This window comes from Vibrio sp. HA2012 (assembly GCF_002812955.1).
In the GTDB taxonomy this organism is placed as follows: Bacteria; Pseudomonadota; Gammaproteobacteria; order Enterobacterales; family Vibrionaceae; genus Vibrio.
Genome location: NZ_PFXK01000001.1, coordinates 263,520 through 282,694 on the forward strand (window position 1 = coordinate 263,520; position 19,175 = coordinate 282,694).

Here is a 19,175-nt window from a genome sequence, read left to right on the forward strand (position 1 = left end):
AAATGTTTCACTTTGATCCCTTAACACGGAAAAAAATAATGCGTTTTAAAGAGATAAAACGTGGGTACTGGTCATTTATTATTCTAATAACATTATTGATACTTTCCTTATTTGCTGAATTTTTCATCAATAGTAAAGCGCTGGTCGTAAAATATGAAAGTGAATATTATTTTCCCGTCATTAGCGATGTTATTTCCGGAACCCAGTTCGGGCTGGACTACAGTGCAGAAACCGATTATCGGGAATTAAAGCATCGTTTCACCGGGGACAGTAATAATTTTGTACTTATGCCAGTAATTCCGTGGAATCCTTATGAACAAGATTTTAGTGGTGACTACCCGCCGACAGCACCGGATGTGGAAAAGCAGCACTATCTCGGAACAGATGTTATCGGTAGAGATATTTTGGCACGATTGGTGTATGGGTTTCGTATCGCGATGGGATTTGCTCTGATCACAATGCTGATATCGTATGCAATAGGAACTGCTGTCGGATGTGCAATGGGCTTTTGGGGCGGAGCATTTGATTTGATTCTGCAGCGTTTGATAGAAATTTGGTCTATGGTGCCGTTTTTATATGTCATTATGATTTTGGTTTCGATTATTCAGCCTACATTTATGCTATTTGTCGGTATCAATGTGCTGTTTGGCTGGATGGGGATGACTTGGTACATGCGAACCATGACCTATAAAGAATCCGCTCGTGAGTATGTTCTGGCAGCCAAAGCTTTGGGAGCTTCAACAGCGAGAATCTTGTTTAAGCATATTCTTCCCAATACTATGGTGATGATAGTGACGCTCGCTCCATTTACGATTGCCGGTAATATTACGGCATTGACGGCTCTTGATTATTTGGGACTGGGGCTGATGCCACCGACCCCGAGTTGGGGCGAATTGTTACAGCAGGGCAAGTCAAATCTGGATTCTCCGTGGATAGTCATTTCTGTTGTGGTATCCATTGTGGCAGTTCTGGTTATGGTCACTTTTATCGGAGAAGCTGTCAGAGCTGCCTTCGATCCTAAAAAATTCACACGCTATAGCTAAAATCAGCGGCTATAAACGACAGGGATGTTTTATGAAAAAGTATCAACTAGTTTCGGGACTGTATCTTATTGTATGGGCGAGTTCTGTCTGTGCTGCACAGTTACCAGATAATTTACATTGGATCTCGAATATGAATGAGCCGCTGTTTGCCTCTGAAGAGGCTCGTTTTGGTGGTACGTTCCGGACTTATATCAGCAGTTTTCCCCAAACATTTCGGACAATAGGTCCGGACGCGAACGGAGCATTCAGAGCGTGGCTGCTGGATGCTCAGCCATCGCTTGTTACTAAACATCCGGATACAGGCAAATGGATCCCATCTATTGCTACTGAATGGGCATTTGGTTCGGATAATAAAACAGTATTTTACCATTTGAATCCCAAAGCTGAATGGTCTGATGGCGAGCCGGTCACCGCTGACGATTTCACCTTTATGCTGAAATTGATGCGTTCGAAAGATATCGTTGCGCCCTGGTATAACACCTATTACACCACGGTACTGAAAGAGATTTCCAGGTACGATGACCACACCATATCGGTAACACTGACTGAAGCGAAAGATAAGCAGGATTTACTATACAGTACCAATATGGCTCCGAGGCCGGAACATTTTTATGCACCAGTCAATGATAAAAACGGAGACGGTATATCCGATGATTTTGTGCGTCGCTATAACTTCAAAATAGAGCCGACCACATGGGCTTATGCTCTGGATAAGGTAAAAAAAGGGCGCTCATTAACCTTTAAGCACGTCGGTAAAGACTGGTGGGGTTACAGCAATCCCTATTATCGTAATAGGTATAATGTTGAGAAAATCCGGATTCAGGTTATCCGGGATACCGACATCGCGAAAAAACATTTCGAGAAAGGTGATCTGGATGCCTTTGCGGTGATTTTGCCTTCGTTGTGGCATGAGAAAACCCACAGTGAGCCGTATCAAAAAGGTTATATCCATAAGTACTGGGGGTTTAATCAAACTCCACAAGGAGCGGGCGGACTTTGGCTGAATACCGATAAATCGCTGCTCAGTGATATTAATGTGCGTAAAGGTATCGCCTTGGCAACTGATTTTGATGGCATGATCAAAAAAGTGCTGCGTGGCGATTATATGAGAAAGCCTAACGCTCTTGGGGTCGGACAGGGAAATTATACCAATACGGATGTGAAAGCTCCGCATTTCGATCCTAAACTGGCGGTTCAATATTTTATAAAGGCAGGATTTACCTCGATTGGTGAAGATGGTATCCGGATGAATGCTGGCGGAGAACGTTTATCATTTGCCATTACCTACGCAGCCCGGTTTCATACGCCGCGCATCGCTTACCTTAAAGAGCAGGCTAAGTTGGCTGGTCTGGAATTTACGCTTAATCTTATTGATGGTTCTTCGGCATTTAAATATGTTAATGAGAAGAAACATGATATCTCGTTTCACGATATGGGTTCCGGGGAAGTACCGCAATATTGGGAATATTTTCACTCCAGCAATGCACATAAACCGCAGACCAATAACTTCACCAATTTCAGTACACCGGAGCTGGACAGGTTGATTATGGATTACCGCAATGAATTCAGTACTGAAAAAAGAGAAGCACTATCCCGGCAAATTCAGAAAATTGTAGCTGATGCCAGTGTTATTGTACCGGGTTATATGGTGCCATATACGCGGGAAGCTTACTGGCGCTGGATGAAATTACCCCAGCAACCAATGACGAAAAAAACAGAAAGTTTGTTTAGCATTGGTGCACCTTATGATCTTGGAACCTACTGGATCGACCCAGATACCAGAAAAGAGACCTTATCCGCGATGGATAAGGGGACATCTTTTACTCCGGTAACTATCGTAAATGATACTTATAAATACTGATACCCGAGATTATGACAGACAAAATGACAGTAGATACAGTACCGGAAACTATTTTAAGTGTTCGGGATTTGGAAACCGAATTTCTGACGGATGAGGGGACGATTACGGTACTGAAAGGCGTCAGTTTTGATGTTAAAGCTGGGCAGACGCTCGGACTGGTCGGAGAATCCGGTTGTGGAAAGAGTGTCACATCTATGTCGGTTTTAGGCTTGCTACCTCAGCCTTATGGCAGGGTAACCGGGGGGAAAGTTCTCTATCGTGGTACGGATCTGCTGAGATTACCGGCAGAGCAGTGGCATACCATGCGGGGAAATCATATTTCTATTATCTTTCAGGATCCGATGACAGCACTCAACCCGGTACACAGTATCGGCAAACAATTGGATGAAGTGCTGGTACTGCACCGACCCGATTTGAGAAAGAAAGAACGCTGCCAGTATGCACTGGAGATGCTGGAAAAAGTCCGGATCCCTCAGCCGGAAAAAAGGATGAATGAGTACCCGCATAATTTGTCTGGTGGTATGCGGCAAAGGGTCATGATAGCAATGGCTCTGGCATGTAAACCGGACATTCTGATTTGTGATGAACCAACGACAGCTCTGGATGTTACGGTTCAGGCATCCATTCTGGAATTGATGCTCGATCTGCAACAGGAAACCGGAATGGCGATGATTTTTATTACCCATGACCTTGGTGTAGTGGCTGAAATTTGTGATGATGTTGCCGTTATGTACGATGGCAGAATTGTGGAATATGCGGATGTATTCAGTTTGTTTGATCATCCTCAGCATCCTTATACTGAAACATTGTTGAGTCTGATGCCGGGAATAAATAAGCCAGCCAAACAGATGATTGATATTAAACCGTACAATCCGGAGTAAAGGGCGGATGGATGAAATAATTCGTATTGAAGAGTTGGCACTGCATTTTACCTCTGGGGGCGGAGTGTTTCGTAAGGGATACTGCATAAAAGCGGTGGATGGGGTGTCATTGCATGTGTCCAGAGGTGAAACGCTCGGACTGGTCGGAGAATCTGGCTGCGGAAAAAGCACTTTGGGACGAGCGATCCTGAAGCTGTATAAGCCGACCAGCGGACGTATTTTTTTTGAAGGAAAAGATATCACCGGGCTGAGTAGCCGTGAGATGAGATCTCTCAGAAAGGAGATGCAGATCGTTTTTCAGGATCCGCTGGAATCCCTGAATTCACGTCATACGGTGGGAATGATTATTGAAGAACCTTTTATTATCCATAACATAGGTACGAAAGAAGAACGTAAACTGTGGGTGGAAGAATTACTGATAAAAGTCGGCTTACCGGTCAGCTCCGCAAACCGTTATCCGCATGAATTTTCCGGGGGACAGAGGCAGCGAATCGGTATTGCCCGGGCGATAGCCCTTAAACCTAAGCTACTGATATGTGATGAATCTGTATCTGCTCTCGATGTCTCTGTTCAGGCTCAGATCCTGAATTTACTGTTGAAACTGCAGCAGGAGATGGCACTGGCAATGATTTTTATCTCGCACGACCTTTCTGTGGTTAGGCATATTTCTGACAGAGTTGCGGTGATGTATTTTGGAAAAATTGTGGAATACGGAACTGTTCGGGAAATTTTTATAAATCCACAAGCGGAATATACTAAAACCTTACTTGCTGCTATTCCTGTGACTCACCCTTCGCAACGACGGAGAAAGCAAAAGGAGCCGCAATAGCGACTCCTTCTGAGCTCGGATAACCGGGAACAGGTGTTCAGAATTTAAAACGAGTCGTGAATACAACCTGATCGTCGTAAAAGCCGTTAACCGTACCTTCCAGACCTAGTGTAAACAGTTCGGTTGAATGAAAACGGGCGAATACAGTGCCCACGATGTCATCATCAGCATCAATATCCACATAACCCACGCGCCCACCAACTTCCAGTTGTGGACCAAGCCATTGGCGGACACCAATATTCAGTTCCAGACCCATCTCAGAATTCATATCGTCATTGTCAACCAAACGTCCCAGCATCTCACCTGTCAGGTCTGCCCAGTTGTTGATTGGTGCATGGAAACCCAGACCAGCAGAAAGGTTGTAATCTTGGTCGAATTCGGAATCTCCACGAACAATAGCGTGAGCATTAGGATGGATGGATTTACTGTATGCTCCGCCAAACGTTACCGGATTCATACCAATACGAGCTTCTATATAGTCGTAGCTAAAGTTGCTCATTGTTGTACGGTCGGGATCCTGAGCTGAAAATACACTGCTTGATGCCAGCAGAAGGCCAGCGGTAATTAGAATTTTACGCATAATAAAGTAAACCTATGTCCTGAATGTTTATTCCTGATGGCAGTATACCTGCTTTAGTCTGAGAGACAGTACTTGATTACTCATAAAGTTACCAAAATTTTGTCACTAAACCCTTTTCAGATTATAAATAAGCAAGTTAAATGCCATAAATACATATGCGTTTTTATTCAGCAAGTTTTTCCTGGGGTTGTTACTCTGGATTTCGTAGAAAATCACATTATTCGCCAAATTCACTTCGTTTCGCGGCAATGGCATTAAATATTTTTTCTGTATCGAGTACTTTTCCCCATGGCATCAGATCCGCCTCATTGTCTATCATGTACTGCGTTAGCTGCTGAGTCAAAGTTATGACGAGTTCGTCCTTCTGCCATGGTTTGGCTATGTAGTAATCAAGGCTGGCGCTATTGACCGCCTGAACGGTGTCTTCCAGATCCGCCTGACCGGTAAGCAGCAGTTTTTTGGCAGGACGGGTTGTTTCATACTGGTTGAGCTCAATAAGAAAACTGATCCCGGTCTGTTCCGGCATAATATGGTCACATAAAATAAGTGCCAATTTTATGTCGTCATCTGCGTATTCAGCAATAACCTCTTTGGCTTCCGCGACCGATTCGGCTCCTTCAATAATAAAATGCTCTTCAAAGCGGGATAGATCCTGCACAACACTGTCCAGAACTTCTCGTTCATCATCCACGCATAAAATCAGATATTTTTTCATTATTTTTCCTTATTCGGGTTAGTCAGATGAATAGGATTATTTTGTTCGAAGGGGAGCCAGACAATCATTCTGGTGTATTCTTCGGGGCTGGACTCTACTTCAATCCATCCGCCATGCTGTGCCATAATCTGCTGGCAGACAGAAAGCCCTATCCCCAGTCCAAAATTGCCTTCTTTTTTGGTTGTATAGTTCAGTTCAAATATTTGTTTCCTTTTTTCTTCCGGAATGCCGTGTCCATTGTCCTCAAAAATAATTCGGGCAAAGTTCTTAGCATGCTTTCTGGCAGTTTCTGTGCTGATTTTCAGGCAGCCTTTTTCCGGGAAAGCATCAATGGCATTAGAAATCAGGTTAGTCCACACCTGCTGTAATGCAATAGGAAGGCAGAGAATTTCCGGAAGAGGTTGATATTCTTTTATAACCTGATGGAGTTTGAGTCTGTTTTCAAAGATAACCAGAGTGTCTTCTATACCTTCATGAATATCGACCTTATGCATTTTTTCATCGTCTGGACGTGCATAGCCTTTGAGGCTTTTCACCATATCGGCAATACGTTTTGCACACACCTGAATCGACCTGAGGGTTGAACCGGTAATATGGTATTTTTCCAGACCACTTACCGTATTGTTCAGGCTCCTGCTTTCCCGGCTTAGCTGTAAAATTTCCTGTAGGTCTCTGTGCAGACCGAGCTGGACAATTTTCTTAGCCAGCTGTTTGTCACCGACTTGAGTAAGGATATCTTTACTCTTCTGGCGGATTTCTGACGTTGACATGGGACGAGACTGCATGGCTGCCCGGAGGATATGAGTTCCCAGCTCTTGATGAGATTCCGGTAACGGTGAATGGATCAGTTCATCAAGTCTGGTTGTCAGGGTATCCGCCCCCCGTAGAATTGCGGCCACCGGGTTATTCAGTTCATGAGCTACTCCGGCAACCAGCTGTCCGAGCATGGCCATTTTTTCCCGCTCGATCAATTGTTGATGAGCGCTTTCCAGTGACTCCAGTGTTTTCTGCAGTTCCATCTTGGTACAGATACTTCTTTGCAAACGGCGGTTAAAATGGCGCAGCAGCAGGTTGGTAAATAACGGCAGTAGCTCACTGTTGCTATGCATAACCTGTGAAAATACATCTTTATCCAGCTTTATCACCTTGGTTCGGGTCAGGGTAACCCCTGTAGAAAATGAACGTTCGCCGGTGACAAAGGACATTCCCCCTACAATGTTACCTTTGGTGTGCCTGACGACTTCTCTTTGTATGCCTGTATCATCGGTTTTATAGAGTGCCACTTCACCTTCCACGATAAACCAGAGAAAGCGGTTCGGTTCACCCTCTACCGTAAGAAGGTGGTCAGGTGAGTAGGTACGGCAGGCATTGGTTTCATCCTTCTCAGAGAAAAAATGCAGTAAAGCACCGATGACTTTATCTGCCAGATAAGAGTCACTTAGTTCATGAAAATCGTGGATAAATCCCGGCTGATATGAACCGACTCTCTGTTCGATATGAGCACTGAGAATGCGTGATTGATCCAATACGCTGCTGTAATGCAGCCAGTCTTCCTGTTTCAGGCTCAGGATAAAGGTCGTCAGCTCTCTGGTGGCAGTTTCCAGCAATACACCAGCATTGAATGGTCGGGTCAGACAATAATTCAGATGGCCTTCATTGATGGCTGTAATAATGGGGGCAGTATCGTTTTTTTCACAGATCAGAACGGTTCTGGAATTCTGACAATGAGACAGTTTAACGGTTTTGCCCAGAAATTCAGCCCCGGACAGAGATTTATCTGATGTGGTTACGAGCATTGCAACGGTTTGTTCCTGTTGCTGAATCTGAGTCATAAGTGACTCTGCTTCGTCCGGAGAACTGATACAGAATAGATCGAAATGTGTCGTTAGAGGCTCCAGCTCATTTTTAAAGCTTTCTGTCGCTGCTGGGTCATTCTCTAAATAGAGTAAAACGTATGGATTCACGCTAACCTCGGCTCAGTTTTATTGTCACTGTAGCAACTTTCCGGAGATCCGGATGAGATATAACCAGAAATATGATCTATTCAGTGTTTTTACTCCGAAAAGGCTGATTTGTCTCAAATTTTTAACTTTACCCAGGTTTTCGCCCTTATCTGTATTATCTTACCTGCAGTTCCTATAGACTTTGGCCGCTAAGGTTCGTTCATTTCGATGGGTTAGGTAGTAAGAAATATATGCAGCAATTAAAAAAAATAGCAATGGTAGGCGGTGCGATCGCACTGGCCGCATGCTGGCCTCTGGCCGTAGGACAAATAGGTCAGAAACTGGTGCACAATGGCATTCAGGATATGCAGATGCAAGGGTATTCTGCTGAGCTGATCAGCTATAAGCGGGGCTATCTGTCTTCTGTTGCAGTGACGCATTATGCTATTAGTGATCCTGTAACAAAACAGCGACTTGAGCAGGATGGTTTGCCAACGGAAATAAGTCTTAAACATAAGATACGACATAGCCTGTTTAGTATTAACACTGAAACTGTACCTGTAAGTGATGCTGATATTCCTGCAGTGCTACATACCACAACGCAGCTAAATGGTAATACAGAGTTTACTCTGTTTGTCGACACAATTAACCATACGAATGATGATGGTAGCCTGATTGAGGTTGCTTCTTCAGAAATGAAAGGACATGTTTCGGTATCGGGACAGGTAGATTTCATACTGGATGTACCGTCAGTTAATTTGGGGTTTGTTAATGGTGAGGCATTGCAGATCCATGAAATTAAAGGTTCCGGAGATGGAATAAAGGAAGACGGGTTCTTATTAGGATCGCATCAGTTTATGCTGAAAAATATTACGCTGACCGGAGCGGATAACGTTGCATTATTTCAGGGGAGTGACATTAGTTACCAGATCCGATCGCAAAAAAATAAGCAGAATGAGCGAATTGATTCAAGGCATATCCTACAGGGCAGTCAGTTTATTACCGCGGGTGAACATGTGGATAAGGCTCTGATTGATTTTACCTGGGGGGATCTGGATATTAAAACGATGCAGGCACTGACGGAACAGAACGAAGATGACCCTGCCTCTCTGAGTGCATCTGCAGATGCCTTTTTCAACAAAGGATTTTATTTTGCAGTGAATGACATGCAGATTTCTGTCGGTGATGGTGGATTGTTCGATACCAGGTGGAGACTGACACTACCAGAAGGTGTGGCGAATATCACTGCTGATATGAGTAAAATACTTCCTGTTTTGGAAGGTAATCTGAGCACTTTTATTTCTGGTGAAATGCTGGTCAGATATCCGTATTTCAAACCGGGACTGGATGAGTTGATTATGATGGAAATGGCGAAAGAGACAGAGAAGGGGATTCAAATCAATGCTGAGATTAAGCAGGGTAATGTTGAATTTGAAGGCGGAGCAAAAGTACCTTTATTTTCTTTGCTCTTACCCGTATTCCTTTAGATCTGGCTGCTGATAGTGCCGAAAAATCTGTTTTTTTACCTCAGGAGGCCTTCGGGCCTCTTTTTTATACTTTTTCTGTACCTGAAAACGTGGTATTACTTTAGATCCTGTTTACCTTTCTTTTTCTCCGGCTGGTACGGGCTGAAAGGTCAATAGTTCCAATGTCTTTATCATAATTAGCAGGAGCAATCGCCACCATGGATACGATTTATAATTTCAGTGCAGGACCGGCAGCATTACCAAAACCGGTGATGGAGCAGGCACAGTCAGAGCTGGTTAACTGGAATGGGTTGGGCACGTCCGTTATGGAAATCAGTCACCGTAGTAAAGAATTTATTCAGGTGGCAGAAGAGGCGGAGCAGGATCTGCGTGATTTACTGAATATTCCGGATAACTACAAAGTGCTTTTTTGCCAGGGCGGAGCTCGTGCTCAGTTTGCAGCTGTACCTTTGAACCTGTTGGGAGATGCAGAAACTGCAACGTATATTGATGGCGGATACTGGGCAGAAAGTGCTATCGATGAAGCCAAAAAATATTGTGAACCGGATGTTTTTGTCGCTAAAACGGAAAAAGACGGCAAAATTGCTATTCTTTCTGCTGATCAGTGGCAGATCGCAGATAAAGCTGCGTATGTGCATTTTTGTCCGAACGAAACGATTGACGGTATTGAAATCAATGATCTGCCGGTTACCGATAAACCTATCGTAGCGGATATGTCTTCTACGATTCTTTCCCGTGCAATCGATGTTTCAAAATATGCGGTTATCTATGCCGGTGCACAGAAGAACATCGGCCCTGCCGGTATCTGTATTGCTATTGTACGTGACGATATGCTGGGGCTGGCAAAAGACGTTCTTCCTAGCGTGTTGGATTACAAGGTACTGGCGGAAAAAGACTCAATGTTTAATACACCGCCTACTTTTGCGTGGTACCTGTCCGGTCTGGTGTTTAAATGGCTGAAAAGTATTGGTGGCGTAGCGGCGATGGAGAAGATCAACCGCGAAAAAGCGGCTTTGCTTTACAACTATATTGATCAGTCTTCATTTTATAAGAATGGTATTCATCCGGATAACCGTTCTATCATGAACGTACCGTTCCAGTTGGAAAAGCCTGAACTGGATGCTAAGTTCCTGGAGCTGGCGAAAGAGCAAGGGCTGGTGGCTTTGAAAGGGCATCGGGTCGTAGGGGGGATGCGGGCTTCTATCTACAATGCTATGCCTCTGGAAGGTGTGGCCGCACTCGTTGACTTTATGAAGAAATTTGAAGCCGAATACGCAGCCTGACAGCAGAGTAACGCCTGTGTATTATTCAGGTTGAGGTAAAAAGGCGGGAAGAAATCCCGCCTTTTTTATTACCAACTTCATGCGGCTCAAAGATTTTCCGGTGGCTGCTACTATAGGGTCTGGTGCAATTGATAGTAACGTCCTCTGGTATGCATCAGTTGCTGATGGGTACCTGATTCTGCAATCTTCCCAGCTTCCATCAGACAGATATAATCCATAGTCTCCAGATTGACCAGCCGGTGGGTGATGAAGATAACTGTTTTTCCGGCAAAATGCGCATTAAGCAGGGTCATGATTTGCTGTTCAGTTTGCTTATCCAGTCCTTCTGTCGGTTCATCAAGCAAAAGTATCGGAGCATCGTGTAATAATGCTCTTGCGATGCCTATGCGGCGTTTTTCTCCTCCGGAAAGTTGCCTGCCTCCATCACCCAGCCAGCAGTCCAAGCGCTTATCTTCAAGCAATGTATGCAGTCCGACCCTGAGCAGTATCTGTTCCAGTTCTGTATCTGTTGCTGTGGGTTTGGCCATTAGCAGATTTTCCCGCAGAGAACCGTTGAGGATGTCCACCCTCTGACTAACGACAGACATCGTTTCTCGCAGAGTTTTCTCACTTATCTTTGTCAGTGGTGTACCAGCTAGAGAAATCGAACCTCCAGTTACATCTCGGTAGCGGCACAGCAACTGAATCAGTGTTGATTTTCCTGAGCCGGTCTGACCGAGTATCGCCATTTTTTTGCCTGAGCCGAGAGATAAATTAACCGAATTCAGTGCCGGAGGTTGATCATCCGTGTAATGGAATGAAACATTATTGAAGACAATATCATACTGCTCTGAGTTGAGTTCACCGGCGTCTGGAAAGCAGACATCCGCTTTACTATGAGTAATCTCATTCAGACGGCGGGCAGAAGTGAGTGTCTGGCCAAGATGCTGAAATGCACCGGCGACAGGCATCAGGAGTTCAAAACTGGCCATAGTAGCGAAAGCAAGCATAGCGATTAGCGGATCTGGCGGATTTCCGCCGACGCCATCGGCTGCCAGCCATATTACCAGCGTGAGAGCCCAGCCATTGCATAGCATCAGTAAAGCACTGGCAATTCCTGTTAGATGGGCATTAACATATTGGTTAGACAGTAGTTTTTTCTGTGTTTTCAGAATGGTATCCAGATAGTGGCTTTCAGCACCGAACAATACCAGCTCACTGTGTCCTTCCAGCCAGTCTAGTGTTGATACACGCAATGCCGAGGTATGGTGTGTCTGTGCCTGGCCATTGTGTTTGCCTAACCGGTAGAAGAGTATTGGCCAGATTAGCAGCATACTACTCAGGATCATACCGAGGGTCAGGCCGATTGTCAGGTCAAAAAAGCAGAGAAACACTGTCAGAGTGATAATACCCAATGCCCCGACGAGCATAGGGCTGAACAGACGCAGGTAGACGTGATCCATAGCATCGACATCAGCAACCAGGCGGTTGAGCAGGTCACCGTCCCTGATATTGGATAAGCGCCCCGGAATCAGTGGGGTCAGCTTGCGGAAAAAAAACACCCGCAGCTCTGTGAGCAGTTTGAATGTGGCATTGTGACTGACAACTCTGTCTCCCCAGCGTCCTGCAGTCCGCCAGATGGCAAATCCGCGTACCCCTCCGCCCGGGAGCATATAATTGAAGGCCTCACGGGCAATCGACATGCCGGCCACTGCGGCAGCGGAAATAAACCACCCGGATAAGGTCAGCAGACCGACAGAAGCAAACAGCGTAGCAAATGCCAGTAATACTCCCAGAGACAAGCTGAACCAGTGTTGTCTATACAGCTTCAGAAAGGGGATTAACTCACGCATCAAGATCTCCTCTATTATTCTGGCTGCGGACTTTGAGCATTTCAGCAAAAAGCCCGGCAGATGAGGCCAGTTCTGAATAGGTGCCGGACTCGGTAATCGTTCCGGCCTGCATAACCAGAATATGGTCAACGGTTCTCAGGTGTTCAAGCTGATGGGTGACCATGAGTGTGGTTTTACCCTGAATGTTATTTTTGATCCCTTGCATTACCAGTTTTTCACTTCTGGCATCCAGGCTGGCGGTGGGTTCATCCAGCAGCCAGAAGTGTCCCTGCTGCAGCATGGCTCTTGCTAGTGCCAGCCTTTGTGCTTGTCCGACAGATAGACCGCCGGAGCGGTCACTGACTTGATAATCCAGACCATGCTGGCGGATAAATTCAGCAGAATACGAATCGTCAATAACCTCAGACAGAAGGGTATCGGAGATTGTGTTTTTACCCAGAGTGATGTTTTCTCTGATACTGCCATGCAGCAGGAGAGGGTTTTGACCTACCCAGCTAACCTGTTTTCGCCACTCACTCAGGTTACACTGATTCAGTTCAGTACCATTTATTTTCAGGCTGCCCTGATAGGGTAGAAATCCAAGTAGAGCATTAAGTAATGTTGTTTTTCCCGCTCCGCTGGGACCAACCAGAGCGCTGGTTTTGCCTGGATTCAGGGTAAAAGAAACCGGCCCAATCAGTGTTTTTCCTTCTGGGGTCAGAACGATAAGTTTGTCGGCTTCTATTTGGATAGAAGCCGGATTCGGCAGTGATTGGTCACCCCCTTGCATCGCAGAAACATCGGTTTCCAGAAACTGTACAATACTTTCGGCTGCACCAACAGCTTGGGCTTTTGCATGGTAAAAGGTTCCCAGATCTCGCAGGGGTTGGTAGAACTCCGGAGCCAGGATCAGAATAAACAATCCGGAGAATAAACTGACCGGTGTTGAGTAGTGCCCGAAATCCAGTTCGCCAATATAACTGAAACCGAAATAAACTGCCGTCAGGGCTATTGATATTGAGGTGAAAAATTCCAGTACGGCAGAAGAAAGAAAAGCTACTTTTAGCACATCCATCGTACGCAGGCGAAATATCTCGGAAGCGCCTCTGAGCACTTCTGTTTCTGCATCAGCCCGGTTAAACAGACGAATAGTGGTCATTGATTGTAACCGGTCGTAAAAATGTCCGGACAACCGTTGCAGGGCTTTGAAGTTTTTCTGGTTTGCTTCTGCGGCTTTTATGCCGACGAAAGCCATAAAGATAGGAATCAAAGGTGCGGTCAGCAAAAATATCAGCCCGGCAGCCCAGTTTACTGGAAAGACAACGAGTAGGATTAGCAGGGGCACTGCTCCCGCAAGAGTCATCTGTGGTAGGTAGCGGGAAAAAAAGTCCTGCATTTCTTCAACCTGTTCCAGTAATAATGTCGCCCATACCCCGGCAGGTTTTCCTTTAATATAAGCAGGTCCCAGAGTTCTGAGTTTATCCAGGATTAAACTACGGATGTAGATACGAACCTGTTCACCGCACCGAAACCCTGTCACTTCCCGCCCCCAGGAGCATACCGAACGACTCAGTACTGTGGCAGCCAGCCCAATAAAGTGAGGGATAAGTGCCATTTTATCATTTTGTTCAATAATAAGCTGATGCAGAATGTCAGCTAATAAAGCGGCTTGTCCCAGCAATAACAGGCTGGACATTACGCCAAGTGTAATATTTGCTATCAACCAGCGCCGGGCTAATTGGCTTTGTTGTGTTAACCATTTGTTGAGCTGTTTTTGTCTGATCTTATCCATTATAGAAGGCTTTATATTTATAATATGGAAGTGAAAGTAGTGATGGGATCCGGCGATAGCAGAATAAGGATACAAAGCAAACGACCTTGTATCCTTGCCGGTTCATGGCTTATTGATTATCAGCCAGTTCGTCCAGATACTTTTCTGCATCCAGTGCTGCCATACAGCCTGTACCCGCAGAAGTAATAGCCTGACGGTAGTTATGATCCATTACATCACCGGCAGCAAACACACCTTTTATACTGGTTTGAGTCGCATTGCCGTTTAATCCCGATTGCACAACGAGATAGCCGTTATGCATTTCCAACTGATCGGCAAAAATGGCTGTGTTTGGTTGATGGCCAATGGCAACAAAAACCCCCATAACATCCAGCTCTTCAGTAACCTCAGACTGGGTATCTTTTAAGCGGACACCTGTGACGCCCATATCATCGCCGAGAACCTCATCCAGTATTCGATCCGTATGCAGGATAATATTGCCGCTTTCAACTTTATCCTGCAGGCGTTGCAGCAGAATTTTTTCTGAGCGGAAGCCCTGACGGCGGTGTATTAGATGAACCTCAGATGCGATATTGGACAGATACAGGGCTTCTTCTACGGCCGTATTGCCCCCCCCGATCACGGCAACTTTCTGATTGCGATAAAAGAAACCGTCACAGGTAGCACAGGCGGAAACCCCCCGGCCTTTAAACGCTTCTTCAGATTCAAGTCCCAGATATTTTGCTGATGCTCCCGTAGCGATGATCAGAGCATCACAGGTATATGTTGCACTTTCACCGGTTAAACGGAAAGGGCGAACATTCAAATCCGTTTGGGTTATCTGGTCAAAAACTATCTCTGTGTTAAAGCGTTCGGCGTGAGCTTTCATCTGCTCCATCAATGCTGGTCCGGTCAGCTCTTCATTGCCACCGGGCCAGTTTTCAATTTCCGTTGTGGTAGTAAGCTGACCACCTTGCTGCATCCCGGTTATGATGACCGGATTTAGGTTAGCTCGGGCAGCGTAGACTGCCGCCGTGTATCCGGCTGGGCCAGATCCCAGGATAAGAAGACTATAGTGCTTTACTTCACTCATTCGTGATGACTCCATGGCTGATTTTATTTTTTGATTATAAAACTAATGTGGGGATAAAAACTAATAGATGCAAGGCTTAAGATATTCCTAACTGTACAGATCCCGATGAGAAAAAGGATCTGTACAGGGTAGAAAAGTAGCGACGACATTAAATAATACAGTTTAACCGCACTTTGACTCGCCGCAATTCAGGCAGGTTTGGCAGTTATCAATGATAACGACTGCTTTGGCATGACATTTATAACAAAGGGTGGCATTTTCCGGAAAACTGCTGCTATCATCCGGATTCTCTGCTTCTGCTGCTTCCGGAACCGATTCTGCCTCAATTCGGGTCAGTTCTTCTTTTTTGGATTCCAGAAAAGCCTTGCGGTGTTCATCCATTTCGGGTTTATCCAGTAAGCCTATTTCCAGCAAGTGTTGCTCGATGACATTGCCGATTTCAGCGATCAAAGAAGGTACATATTTCCCTTTGTTCCAGTATCCTCCGCGAGGATCGAATACAGAACGGAGTTCTTCAACCAAAAATGTACAGTCTCCGCCTTTACGAAAAACGGCGGACATGATTCGTGTCAGTGCAACTATCCACTGATAGTGTTCAAGGCTTTTGGAGTTGATAAACACCTCAAAGGGGCGACGTATTTCGTGTTCCGTGCCTTTGTTGAGGATTACGTCGTTGATAGTGATGAACAGAGAATGCTCAGATACGTGTTCCGGAGTTTTTAGCTTATATGTCGACCCCATCAGTTTTTCCGGGCGGACGATGGTTTCGTGCATTTGCTGTATTTCAGGCTGGGCTTCCTGATTCTGCTTTTCTTCATCGGATTTTATATTGAAGCCAATGATTTTTTTATCTATTTTCTTAACCATAGTGAATTCTCGAACAGGTTTATTCCAGACTTAATATTTACCGTAGTAGCCTTCTTTTAGTGCGTCATAAAGATTGGCTGCGGTATGGGTTTCTCCATCGTATTCAATCTCTTCGTTACCTTTTGCTTCCAAAAGACTGCCGTCTTCCAGCGTAAATACATAGGTTGTATTTTCCAGATCCTGCTCCCGGATCAGAACACCCTGAAAGACTTCCGGATTAAAGCGGAAGGTAGTACAACCTTTCAGACCTTTGTCATACGCTTCCATATAGATATCTTTAAAGGATTCAAACGAGAAATCGGTTGGTACATTCGCTGTTTTGGATATGGATGAGTCAATCCAGCGCTGGGCTGCAGCCTGAACCGCAACATGTTGAGATGGGGTAACATCATCGGCTGCAATAAAGTATTCAGGCAGCTTTTCATTTTCTTTTTCTGTATACGGCATTGCCTTAGCATTGACCAATTCCCGGTAGGCAAGCAGTTCGAAACTGAATACATCCACACTTTGTTTCGATTTTTTACCTTCGACGATAAGGTTGCGGGAGTAATGATGAGCAAAGCTCGGTTCGATACCGTTACTGGCATTATTGGCCAGTGACAAGGATATGGTGCCTGTTGGGGCAATCGATGTATGGTGGGTAAAACGACATCCGTGTTTTGCAATCTGTTCAACCAGTTCGGGCTCAATTGAAGCTAGTTGTTGCATATAACGACTGTATCGGGCGTGTAGTATTTTTCCTTTCACGCTATCGCCAATCTTTATGCCGTCATCGGCCATTTCCGGACGGAGGCGCATCAATCTCGGTGTGATTTCATAATCTTGTTCCATGATTGGGGCAGGGGCTTTCTCTTTTGCCAGGGCGAGACCTTCTCTCCAGCCTGCCATGGCCATCTCCCGAGAGACCCGATCGGTGAACGCGATCGATTCGTCACTGCCGTATTTTTTTCTTAACATGGTGAGGGTTGATCCCAGACCGAGAAAACCCATACCGTGACGGCGTTTACTTTCAATTTCAGCTCTTTGTTTTTCTAGTGGTAACTGATTGATTTCAACAACATTGTCCAGCATGCGGGTAAAAATAGTGACGACTTTCTGATAGGTATCCCAGTCAAAAAATGCCTGCTCAGTAAACGGATTGCGTACAAATTTTGTCAGATTAACTGACCCCAGCAGGCAGGCACCATAAGGTGGCAATGGCTGTTCACCACATGGGTTGGTTGCCCGAATTTCTTCGCAGAACCAGTTATTGTTCATCTGATTGACTTTATCAATAAGAATAAATCCCGGTTCGGCATAGTCATAGGTGGAAGCCATTATCATGTTCCACAGGTTACGGGCTGGTAGTGTGCGATAGATCTTACAGGCTACGCGTCCCTGACTGTCTTCTGCCAGTTCTTCTCTTATTGGCCAGTCAGTCCAGGTAATCGTAGGATCTTTGTTCAGATCAATACCATCCTGTCTGGCTTCCTTTGCAGTAATAGGGAAGATAAGCTGCCAGTCCTGATCGTGTTTGACGGCATGGATAAAATCTTCGGTAATCAGTAATGAGAGATTAAATTGCCTCAGTCGTCCATCTTCCCGTTTTGCCTTGATAAACTCGAGTATATCCGGATGACGGATGTCCATCGTTCCCATCTGAGCACCGCGTCTTCCTCCGGCTGAAGAGACGGTAAAGCACATTTTGTCATAAATATCCATAAAGGAAAGCGGGCCGGATGTATAGGCTCCAGCTCCCGAGACGAAGGCTCCGCGAGGGCGGAGGGTGGAAAAGTCATACCCAATCCCACAACCGGCTTTCAGCGTCAGTCCTGCTTCATGCACCTTATTCAATATATCGTCCATGGAATCATGAATGGTGCCGGATACAGTACAATTGATCGTTGATGTGGCGGGTTTATGCTCAAAGGCACCGGCATTAGAAACGATACGCCCTGCAGGGATAGCACCGTTCCGCAGCGCCCAAAGGAACGCTTCATACCATTTTTGCTGACTTTTAGTTTCCAGTGTGGAGAGTGCTGTGGCTATACGCTGAAAAGTGCCATCCAGATCCTGGTCGATAGGGACTCCCTGCTTTGTTTTGAGTCGGTACTTTTTATCCCAGATATCCAGTGAAGTCGGCTGATATTTGATGTCGGCAGTTGAAGAGTCAATGGTGTTTTTGGAATGGTAACTATTTGCCATGTCAGGATTTTTCCTTATATTAGCTGCGGTATCGTATGGTTTTCCGCCAGTTGAGCTATATAATCAAAACACTGAAATGCACATTATTCAAGCTTTGTTTATACTTGTTGATGCACTTACCGAGGTCAGTTTTACCTGCAGAGCTGGCCTGTTAAGGAGCCCTGATTCTATATTATTTAATGGGTTCTTTGGGGCCGAGAAATTTAGGTTGAGTATGAAAGATATAGAGATCGAGCATAGCCTTGACTCTTGCCAGTGTTTCTCTGGCCCGGATCATTCGGCCTGAATACTGAAGAGGACCGGGAACGGCAAGGCATACAGCGCTGATATGAAAATGATTAGCGATAAATAGCGCCCGTTCACAGTGAAATTGTTGTGTGATGATAATGAATTCATCCGCTTCAAATATTTCTCTGGCCCGGATAATCGAATCCAGCGTTCTGAATCCGGCATAGTCAAGATGGATGGCTTTCTCCGGTATATCGGCTTTTAGTAGATCGCGTTTCATTGTCCATGGCTCATTATAAGAGCGATGTGCATTGTCGCCACTGAGCAAAAATGCGCTGACTTTTCCTTTTTTGTACAGGCCAATGGCTGCTTCAATACGATGCGCATAGTAGTCGTTCAGGGTTTTCCCCAGATACTTACTGGTTCCCAGTACAAGAGCTACATTGAAATCCGGAAGATCATTGATCTGATGAAAAATCTGTCCTTCTGTCTGCCAACTGACAGAACGGTCAATCAACGTAATACCGGCTGCAAATAAAGCAACAGCAAGTATTAATATCAGAGTCCGATATGACGTTAGCGACATTTTCATCTGTTAA

The 19,175-nt window shown here is 45.3% G+C and carries 15 protein-coding genes; 6 read left to right on the forward strand and 9 right to left on the reverse strand.

Annotated features, from left to right (window positions below):
* Positions 1 to 2 precede the first annotated feature (2 nt).
* Genes CSW98_RS01170 through CSW98_RS01185 form a run of 4 tightly spaced genes read left to right on the forward strand, consistent with a single transcriptional unit; the run spans position 3 to position 4,614 of the window.
* On the forward strand, positions 3 to 1,043 hold the full coding sequence (locus CSW98_RS01170; RefSeq protein ID WP_100798617.1) for an ABC transporter permease: 1,041 nt from the start codon (positions 3 to 5) through the stop codon (positions 1,041 to 1,043).
* A gap of 31 nt (positions 1,044 to 1,074) precedes the next feature.
* Entirely contained in the window at positions 1,075 to 2,904 is a 1,830-nt protein-coding gene (locus CSW98_RS01175; RefSeq protein WP_100798618.1) for an extracellular solute-binding protein, read from the forward strand.
* Between the two features lie 23 nt (positions 2,905 to 2,927).
* Positions 2,928 to 3,785: an ABC transporter ATP-binding protein gene (locus tag CSW98_RS01180; protein ID WP_100799136.1), complete on the forward strand. Its 858-nt coding sequence runs from the start codon at positions 2,928 to 2,930 to the stop codon at positions 3,783 to 3,785.
* Between the two features lie 7 nt (positions 3,786 to 3,792).
* Positions 3,793 to 4,614, forward strand: coding sequence for an ABC transporter ATP-binding protein (locus CSW98_RS01185; protein ID WP_100798619.1), 822 nt, complete (start codon positions 3,793 to 3,795; stop codon positions 4,612 to 4,614).
* Between the two features lie 37 nt (positions 4,615 to 4,651).
* Here CSW98_RS01185 and CSW98_RS01190 read toward each other — a convergent pair whose 3' ends face one another.
* From CSW98_RS01190 to CSW98_RS01200, 3 genes are all read right to left on the reverse strand, one after another.
* Positions 4,652 to 5,194 (reverse strand): hypothetical protein, encoded by a 543-nt coding sequence (locus CSW98_RS01190; protein WP_100798620.1) that lies wholly within the window; start codon positions 5,192 to 5,194, stop codon positions 4,652 to 4,654.
* 217 nt (positions 5,195 to 5,411) lie between these two features.
* Positions 5,412 to 5,909: a response regulator gene (locus CSW98_RS01195; protein WP_100798621.1), complete on the reverse strand. Its 498-nt coding sequence runs from the start codon at positions 5,907 to 5,909 to the stop codon at positions 5,412 to 5,414.
* The gene (locus CSW98_RS01200; protein WP_100798622.1) at positions 5,909 to 7,873 is read right to left on the reverse strand and encodes an ATP-binding protein; all 1,965 of its coding nucleotides are present in this window, start codon (positions 7,871 to 7,873) and stop codon (positions 5,909 to 5,911) included. Before CSW98_RS01200 ends, CSW98_RS01195 begins: the two co-directional genes overlap by 1 nt.
* Positions 7,874 to 8,103: 230 nt before the next feature.
* Between CSW98_RS01200 and CSW98_RS01205 the strand changes: the two genes are divergently transcribed.
* On the forward strand, positions 8,104 to 9,339 hold the full coding sequence (locus tag CSW98_RS01205; RefSeq protein WP_100798623.1) for a DUF945 family protein: 1,236 nt from the start codon (positions 8,104 to 8,106) through the stop codon (positions 9,337 to 9,339).
* A 197-nt stretch (positions 9,340 to 9,536) separates the two neighbouring features.
* Positions 9,537 to 10,622: a 3-phosphoserine/phosphohydroxythreonine transaminase gene (gene serC, locus CSW98_RS01210; protein ID WP_100798624.1), complete on the forward strand. Its 1,086-nt coding sequence runs from the start codon at positions 9,537 to 9,539 to the stop codon at positions 10,620 to 10,622.
* 110 nt (positions 10,623 to 10,732) lie between these two features.
* Here serC and cydC read toward each other — a convergent pair whose 3' ends face one another.
* The 6 genes from cydC to CSW98_RS01240 all read right to left on the reverse strand — a co-directional run bounded on the left by cydC (position 10,733) and on the right by CSW98_RS01240 (position 19,162).
* The gene (gene cydC, locus CSW98_RS01215; RefSeq protein ID WP_100798625.1) at positions 10,733 to 12,454 is read right to left on the reverse strand and encodes a heme ABC transporter ATP-binding protein/permease CydC; all 1,722 of its coding nucleotides are present in this window, start codon (positions 12,452 to 12,454) and stop codon (positions 10,733 to 10,735) included.
* Positions 12,447 to 14,225 (reverse strand): heme ABC transporter permease/ATP-binding protein CydD, encoded by a 1,779-nt coding sequence (gene cydD, locus CSW98_RS01220; protein WP_100798626.1) that lies wholly within the window; start codon positions 14,223 to 14,225, stop codon positions 12,447 to 12,449. The genes cydC and cydD overlap by 8 nt, the downstream gene beginning before the upstream one ends.
* 109 nt (positions 14,226 to 14,334) lie before the next feature.
* Positions 14,335 to 15,297, reverse strand: coding sequence for a thioredoxin-disulfide reductase (gene trxB, locus CSW98_RS01225; protein WP_100798627.1), 963 nt, complete (start codon positions 15,295 to 15,297; stop codon positions 14,335 to 14,337).
* A gap of 162 nt (positions 15,298 to 15,459) precedes the next feature.
* Entirely contained in the window at positions 15,460 to 16,164 is a 705-nt protein-coding gene (locus CSW98_RS01230) for a TSCPD domain-containing protein (protein ID WP_100798628.1), read from the reverse strand.
* Between the two features lie 30 nt (positions 16,165 to 16,194).
* Positions 16,195 to 18,348, reverse strand: a complete 2,154-nt coding sequence (locus CSW98_RS01235; protein WP_100798629.1) for an adenosylcobalamin-dependent ribonucleoside-diphosphate reductase — start codon at positions 18,346 to 18,348, stop codon at positions 16,195 to 16,197.
* 172 nt (positions 18,349 to 18,520) lie between these two features.
* Positions 18,521 to 19,162, reverse strand: coding sequence for a SanA/YdcF family protein (locus tag CSW98_RS01240; RefSeq protein WP_232733457.1), 642 nt, complete (start codon positions 19,160 to 19,162; stop codon positions 18,521 to 18,523).
* Positions 19,163 to 19,175: the final 13 nt, after the last annotated feature.